Annotated in this window: 10 protein-coding genes; 2 read left to right on the top strand and 8 right to left on the bottom strand. The window is 56.0% G+C overall.

The annotated features are described in order from the left end of the window. Positions 1-243: 243 nt before the first annotated feature. From V7730_RS21340 to V7730_RS21305, 8 genes are all read right to left on the bottom strand, one after another. A complete protein-coding gene (locus V7730_RS21340; protein WP_335749575.1) occupies positions 244-606 on the bottom strand; it encodes a hypothetical protein in 363 nt (120 codons plus the stop codon). A gap of 23 nt (positions 607-629) precedes the next feature. Continuing rightward, positions 630-878, bottom strand: a complete 249-nt coding sequence (locus tag V7730_RS21335) for a hypothetical protein (protein ID WP_335749574.1) — start codon at positions 876-878, stop codon at positions 630-632. Positions 879-1,135: 257 nt separating this feature from the next. After that, positions 1,136-1,309, bottom strand: a complete 174-nt coding sequence (locus tag V7730_RS21330; protein WP_335749573.1) for a hypothetical protein — start codon at positions 1,307-1,309, stop codon at positions 1,136-1,138. Between the two features lie 45 nt (positions 1,310-1,354). Further along, entirely contained in the window at positions 1,355-1,600 is a 246-nt protein-coding gene (locus V7730_RS21325; RefSeq protein ID WP_335749572.1) for a hypothetical protein, read from the bottom strand. Between the two features lie 413 nt (positions 1,601-2,013). After that, positions 2,014-2,643: an exopolysaccharide biosynthesis protein gene (locus V7730_RS21320; RefSeq protein WP_335749571.1), complete on the bottom strand. Its 630-nt coding sequence runs from the start codon at positions 2,641-2,643 to the stop codon at positions 2,014-2,016. Beyond that, positions 2,640-2,807 carry a hypothetical protein gene (locus V7730_RS21315; RefSeq protein ID WP_335749570.1) on the bottom strand — a complete coding sequence of 56 codons (168 nt, stop codon included), beginning with the start codon at positions 2,805-2,807 and terminating at the stop codon, positions 2,640-2,642. The genes V7730_RS21320 and V7730_RS21315 overlap by 4 nt, the downstream gene beginning before the upstream one ends. Positions 2,808-3,073: 266 nt before the next feature. Then, positions 3,074-4,351 (bottom strand): hemolysin family protein, encoded by a 1,278-nt coding sequence (locus V7730_RS21310; protein ID WP_335749569.1) that lies wholly within the window; start codon positions 4,349-4,351, stop codon positions 3,074-3,076. A gap of 86 nt (positions 4,352-4,437) precedes the next feature. Beyond that, positions 4,438-5,406, bottom strand: a complete 969-nt coding sequence (locus V7730_RS21305) for a DUF6635 family protein (RefSeq protein WP_335749568.1) — start codon at positions 5,404-5,406, stop codon at positions 4,438-4,440. 251 nt (positions 5,407-5,657) lie between these two features. On the opposite strand from V7730_RS21305, the gene V7730_RS21300 reads away from it, so the two are divergent. Both V7730_RS21300 and V7730_RS21295 read left to right on the top strand, forming a co-directional pair. Further along, entirely contained in the window at positions 5,658-6,587 is a 930-nt protein-coding gene (locus V7730_RS21300) for a calcium/sodium antiporter (protein WP_335749567.1), read from the top strand. Next, a complete protein-coding gene (locus V7730_RS21295) occupies positions 6,584-6,940 on the top strand; it encodes a hypothetical protein (protein ID WP_335749566.1) in 357 nt (118 codons plus the stop codon). The genes V7730_RS21300 and V7730_RS21295 overlap by 4 nt, the downstream gene beginning before the upstream one ends. Positions 6,941-7,108: the final 168 nt, after the last annotated feature.

Below are 7,108 nucleotides of genomic sequence, written 5' to 3'. Positions count from 1 at the left end.
CTCCCGCAGAGCGTTTCAATGCATGTGTTGCGTCGATCAGTTGAGACCGCCGGACAAAACCGACCTTCGATTTTCCACCTTTGCTCCCGCAGCAATAATTTGCATTTGCGGCGAGTTCCACGCTGTACCGCAGCCCAAGTCACGGAAGCGGCCATTCCCGAACGGATTTTGCGGCCTCAACCAAACCGCAGCACTCCACAGCTCGCGAACTCAGCAACACGCAGGTGCCCCACCCCATAACGTTCACTGGAAGTTGTGGCCTGCCCAGTGGTCATAGAGCTCGAGTAGAGCACTCAAAACGAACACCGAACCAATGACCTGAGCATTCCAAACAGCCATTGAGCTTTCGCTGAGGCCGAGCACCTGTGCTGCGGCAATCATTGACGATCCCAACGTCAGACCGACCAATGCTTGTATCAGGTCTTGACTGGGGCGGTTCAAACACCCCACCCAAAGCGCCATCAGACCACTGAGCATCAAGACCCCTGTCTCATCTATCCTTGCATTCATCAGCAATGCTTGACCGCCAAGGAGCAGAAAAGGTGAGACAATCAACCAGAGGCCTAGAGAAGCGTAGAGCCATCTGAACTTGTCATGCATCTGCATCGAATGATCTCCACCTTCTGCTGTTACACGTCCGTTTCGATGTCTGGGAGCATCTCGGTCTCGACCGCGATCATCATCTCTTCATCGTCCACGAAGCCATCGGCGTCGGTGTCGATTTCGAGAAACAGGTTTTCGGTGAGTTCCGGGAAGACAATTTGAAGTTCAGCGAGGGATGCTTTTCCGTCCCCGTCAGTATCGATTTCGGTGCTCATGGCATAAGCCGAAAAAGCTACGAAGGTCGCGAGAAGAGCGCCAAATGCAACTCTACTCATTTTTCTCTCCATCAGAGATATGGCAATCCACATTGTTTCGCCTACTGATGAAATGGTCCCACGCTTTGTAGAAAACAAGATGGTCAGCTAATAAAAAAGATTTTTGAAATCAGTATTTTGGGACTTTTTGCACACGAAGCTATCAATCTCTTCTTCAGAGCTGAACTTTCGTGAAGAAATCGAACCGGTATCAATCAACAAGACCGCGCCCGGCGACCATTAGTCCACCGGGCGCAATATGTTCAAGCTTCTGAGACTTATTCAGTCACAGGCGCAGTCTGTTCGATCGCCGGGACCACCTCGCCGGTGTTCCCGGTGCCGGACCAATCGAAGCCGAAGCCAAGAGCGGCAATCACCACGATTGCAGCCGCTGCGCCTCCGCCCCAAACCCACCAGTTGATCGGTTTGGGCGCATGCATATTCACCGCCATTTCTCTAATCCTTTGATTGAGCTCGAGGAAAACTGACCGAGTGGATTACTCGGCCGGTTCCTCGATCAGGCCAGCTTCGAGAGCGGCTGTGAGTTCCGCTTCGTCCACGAGTGTGTCGCCACTTGTGTTGACCGCAGCGAATGCCTCTTCGGTAAGGTCGGGGTACAACACCGACATTTCGGTGAAGGAAATGAGGCTGTCACCATCGGTATCGACGTCCGAAACCGTTAGAGCGAAAGCCGGGGCCGCGATGAGAGCGGCCATCAAAGTACCTACTGCTACACGACGCATATTCGTATTCTCCTGTTGAATGGATCGAGAGAATAATTCCCTCGAACAAGACTGAAATCAGTATTCCCCGACATGCATTCAAGGGCTCAAAGGGGCACCTGCAAAAATAACTTTTGGCATTGGCGTCCCTTCGGCTGAAGTCCGCCCAATGTCCGTATTTTCCCTTGGATGACGGCCGCTGCGGGCGCATAGGCGAATGAAATGCTTAACCTGACTGGTGGTGATGAAGCGGTTGACAGGTCGACCTTCGCTGCCCTTTTGACACCGACGTCTATATCGGTTGCGGTGTTGCGCGCCCCGCCTACGTAAGCCTATGGGATTGATGATTATAAGCCTGCTTGACGCGCGCGGATGAGCCGTCGATTTTCACCCGATGCATCATATACCAAACATAGAATTTATGGGTGCTGGCCCTAGAAAAAACTCAACATCGCGAAAGCGCCTGCTGAGAAGATCGCAACGACAATTGCCGTTGAAACGAGACATGCGACCAAGCCGCTTGCGAGCCACAAGCCATCACGTTGACCAAGACCGAGTGCCATTGTGATGACCGATACTGCCGGCAGGGAGTTGGCAAACGGAATGGGCAAGAACATAAATATGGCCATCACGAGACTTGTGAGTCCCACGATCCGTTCTGCAACGACCCGCGAAAACGGCCAATAGCGCGGCCTCGCCAGGCGTTCCACCCATTCAATCCAAGGCACGGCGCGGGAAAACACGCGGCTGAACACGCCGTGCTCAATCGAACGTTCATTCAGCACTTTTGGCAGCCAGACCACTGGGCGTCCAATCACAAGTTGAAACGCGATGAACAGGAGCGGCAATCCCGTGATCACTGATGATCCTGGCACGAAAAAGAATACGTTTGGCAGGGCGAGCAAGATCATAAGGGGCACAAAGCTGCGGTCCCCTAGAGCTGTGATCATATCGCCAAGGGAAATGCGTTCGGCCGGGCTTTGATCGAATTCCCGTAGGACCTCTGACAACGTCTTGACGGCTGCGGCATTACCAAGTGGCAGTCCGGAGGACAAAGTATTCATTCGGTTTTTATCTGAGCAATCGGCACCCAACCTTGGAATGCGCGCGGAACCGCCAAAGACAACATGATCATTGCGATGATAAGGATGGTGTCCAGAACGAGCGCGAATACGCCTTCCCAACTCCAGTCAGGCTTTCCCAGAAAATCAATGAGCAGATAGTCCAAGCTGCCTAAACTCCAAAAAAGGCTTGTCAGCGGTTACGTTCTATTTTTGTCCAAGCCAAGTTGCGACACCGCAAGTACGGAGACACGCTAATTTTCAGGATATGGGCTGTCATAGACGGTCAAGCAATGCTGTGCGGTAAAATGAATTTCTTCGCACTTCTCTTGACGAACTGTGCGCGTCACAGGCAAAGGCAAAACGCGCGGGAGTAGGCTGTAAATCGCTGATTGAGGCCTCAAAAATACCCATTCCATGGGACCTACTCGGCTTAACTAACCGGTGTCACCAGAAGCTTGTCGATGCGTCGCCCATCCAGATCGACGACCTCGATCGACCAGTTTCGAATATCAAGTCGATCCGCAACGTCCGGGAGCCTTCCGACTTTATCCAGAACATATCCAGCCGCCGTCTCGTAGTCGCGTTCATCGTCCAGGTCCAGCGATAGTAATGCTGCGAATTCGTCAACCGGCTTCCAGCCTGCGACAAGGTATGATCCGTCAGAACGGGTTACAAGCTTGGGTTCATCCGTCTCTGTGTCCGGGAAATCGCCGGTGATCGCCTCCAAAACGTCCATCGGCGTGACGTTGCCTTCGAAATGGCCATATTCGTCATAGACCAGAACCATATGCGCGGGTGCCGTGCGAAGTCGGTCGATGACCTCTAGGGCGCTCTGCCCCCCTTGCACCACAGGTGCTTCGCGCAGCAGGGCCCGCAGATTGAAGGTTTCGTTCTTTAAAGCGGGGGCCAGAATGTCACGCGTCATCAGCACACCGATGATGTTATCTGCACCGCCTTCGCGAACTGGCAATCTGGACCGGCGCAGGTTCTGAAGCTGTTCAAGCAGTTTTTCCTTGTCGGCAGACGCGTCTAATGTCTCAACCTCGTGACGCAGTGTCATCAGTCCACGTGCAGTGCGGTCGGCCACGCGCATGACGCCCGCGATCATCCCGCTTTCAACGCAGTGAATTGCTCCGGAATTTTCAGCCTCCGCGATGATGAGACGCACGTCCTCATCGCTCACCTTATGGAGCTGCGGGTGAGACTGACCAAGCAGACGCAGGACCAGTTTGCCCGATTGATCAAGCACCCAGATCAGCGGCGCGGCAAAACGCGCTATGAGCGCCATCATCGGTGCCATACGGGCCGCAACCTTTTCGGGGGAGCGCAAGGCGATCTGTTTTGGAACGAGCTCGCCGACAATCAACGACAGATAGGTGATCGCGACAACGACGGAACCAACTCCCAAAGGGTGTGCAATATTCGACGTTTGGCCGGCGTCGATCAATGCAGAGGACAACCGCGCGCCCAGTGTTGCTCCGGAAAAAGCCCCTGCCAGCACGCCCACCAGCGTTATTCCGATCTGCACACTCGACAGAAAACGACCGGGATCGTTGGCAAGTGTTAGCGCGACCGCCGCACCTCGGCTGCCCTTGTCGACCATCAGTTTTAATCGTGCTGAGCGTGCCGAAACAATGGCAAGTTCAGACATCGCCAGAACGCCATTTATGAGCGTCAGCAGAACGGCAATTGTTATTTCTAAGACCATTTTCTCCAACTTTTACCGAACAGTGCCGGAATCCATTTCACAGGTTATGTGTTAAATACCACGATGCGGGACCATCAAGCAGCGCGTTAATTGCGAAAGAGCCGAAATGCGCTGCCGATGACATCCCAAAGGTCCAACAGCCGAGCGTAGTAGTGTTCGCGTACGGCGAAGGGCTTGTCGCCGGGACCGCAAAGCTCCACCTCAAGCGTGTCGATCAGGCGCATTAGACGATGGTGGTGAATGCCAAGACGGCTCTGGACTGGATCGGCCAGCACACCTGCAAACGCGGCAAAGACCGACCCGATCATGATAAGGATCGCCACACTTGCCGCGACAAGCAGGGGTGATGCGCCTGTGGGGAATATGCCGTACCATAGGCCTCCGATGGCCTGTCCCAAGGGAAACTCCGCAACCGCCGTGGTCCGTGCCACGGCGTCCGCAACGCCGGGTGCCATCGAGATCATGCCGGGGGTCAGAGCCTGGAACAATAGCGCGCCCACGGCCAGCGTGATAAGGCCCGTGGTCATCTCTGACACCGCCGACCTTGTCCCCGCATAGTCACCAAGCGCATCTGCAATCCTCTGACCTAGAACCTGCGCCTCTGCCGCGTCTGCGCGTCTGCGGATCAGTTCGCGAAACTGGGGGGCCGCAAGAACGGCGCGGGACAGCGCACCCGGATCACGAGCCGCTGCTCCCTGCGGCAGAGACAGATCCAGAAGGTCAGTCGCAATCAGAGCTTCTACCCGACGCGAGACCGCTGAGGGCAGCAGAATGCGCCGTCCTGCAAGCCAGTTGGCGATTGCAGGCAACCTGATCCGCCGACACAGAAACGAGGCGATCCGGGTCAGGACAAGGACCGGAGACAGCACCACATTGATCGGCGCGCGCAGGACATCCCAACCAAACGCGGCGCTGTGTAAATGCAAGGTCCCGGGCCAAGTAAATTGGTCATCAATAAACCGGTCGACGCTGGCCCGTCGGTCCGCAAAGTATGCATGGCTGTTCTTCATGCCGGTGGCGCGGCTTTTTGACGTGGCGTTTGATGATGAGATCATGGCGATGATTCACGATCCCTTTCGTTTCTGTGCTGACGCGTTCTTCATTTTTGCAGGAACGGTAACTTTTTCCCACATTGAGATACTGGACTAAAGATCATGTCGCCACAGCATTCCTTCAAGAGTCGCTGCGTAGAATATTTGTGCGGCTTCTCCATCCCAAAATTTTCTTTACGCGGCCCTTGCAAGCGCTGTACCGCATCCACAATTTTGCGTGATGGGCAGATCACTTGCCCCTTGGGAACAACGACTTGGACTATCTTTACCTGCTTATCGGTCTGATCGGTCTGATCGGTCTGTTCTTTGGCGGCGAGGCGCTTGTGCGGGGCAGCGTTGGCATCGCCCGGCGCATGGCTATCCCACCACTGCTGATCGGCCTGACCGTGGTGGGCTTCGGCACATCTACGCCTGAGCTTCTGGTTTCAGTCGACGCAGCCTGGCGCGGCGTTCCCGATATCGCATTGGGCAACATCATTGGGTCCAACATCGCCAACATCCTGCTGATCGTCGGCCTTTCGGCGCTGGTCTGGCCGATCAAGGTCATGGGTGCCACGCTGCGGCGCGACACGGCCGTTATGATGTCAGCGGCACTTTTGCTGGTCCCGATTTTCGCCTTTGGCCAGATGACGCGCCTGTCCGGGCTGGTTCTGTTCGGCGGCTTGGTGGGCTATCTTATCTGGGCCTACCTGAAGCCGGGTGAGGCAGAAGCCGAGGACGAAAGCCAGAAACCTCCGGCCTCGACGCTTGTGTCGGTGCTATGGGTCCTCGGTGGGCTTGTCGCATTGATGGTCGGCGCGCGGTTTCTGGTCGATGGCGCGGTTTCGATCGCACGCGGATACGGCATATCGGAAGCGTTCATCGGCCTGACCATCGTTGCAGTTGGCACGTCTCTGCCGGAACTGGCCACATCCCTGATCGCGGCCTTCCGCCGCCAGTCCGAAATCGCCATCGGCAATATCATCGGATCGAACATCTTTAACGTTCTGGGCATTCTCGGGGTCACCGCGCTGATCGCGCCGATCCCGGTCTCGTCGCGGTTCCTGACCTTCGACCTTCCGGTGATGATTGCCGTGTCGCTGGTGCTGACCGGGCTTCTGCTCACCCGTCCGGTGATCGGACGCGGCGTCGGGGTCGTGATGCTGGCGGGTTACGTAGGCTATGTCTGGGCAGCGCAGGGATGACAAAGGGGCGTGGCCAAGCCGCAAGTGGGATGGCCGCGATTGTGTCGCGGCTTTTCCTTGTGCTGGCGATTGCGCTTTTTGGGGCGCATCATGTTGTGGCGGAAAGATCTGTTACCCACGATGGCCCTGCTGCGGCAGCTGAGACCGCATCCGCACCGGTCATCCTGACGGCGCAAAGCCAACTCATCCGCGCGCCATTGCCCGAGGGCGACACACCGCTGGCCACCGCGACAAGATCAAAAATTGCTACGCCACGACAAACGCTGGCGCGTGTTTCGTGGGAACCTGTGGCATCTGTTTCTTCCCCTGCAATCAATATCCTTCCGCCCGTCCGGGGGCCGCCCGCGGTCTGACATTTCGACGTCAGACCAAATACTCAGGCACCAAAGGATACTGAAAATGCGCAGACCAGCATGGGTCATAATGGCCTATGCCGTCCTTCTGCTTCTGGCAGTTGTGACGGCCCTCCCGAACTTTCTTTCCAAAGACATACGCGACAGGCTGCCGCCTTGGGCAACCAG

Origin of the sequence: Sulfitobacter sp., from assembly GCF_036961165.1 — a bacterium.
GTDB lineage: Bacteria > Pseudomonadota > Alphaproteobacteria > Rhodobacterales > Rhodobacteraceae > Sulfitobacter.
The sequence above is the reverse complement of the archived record's forward strand: the minus strand, read 5'-3'. Positions and strand labels throughout refer to the sequence as shown.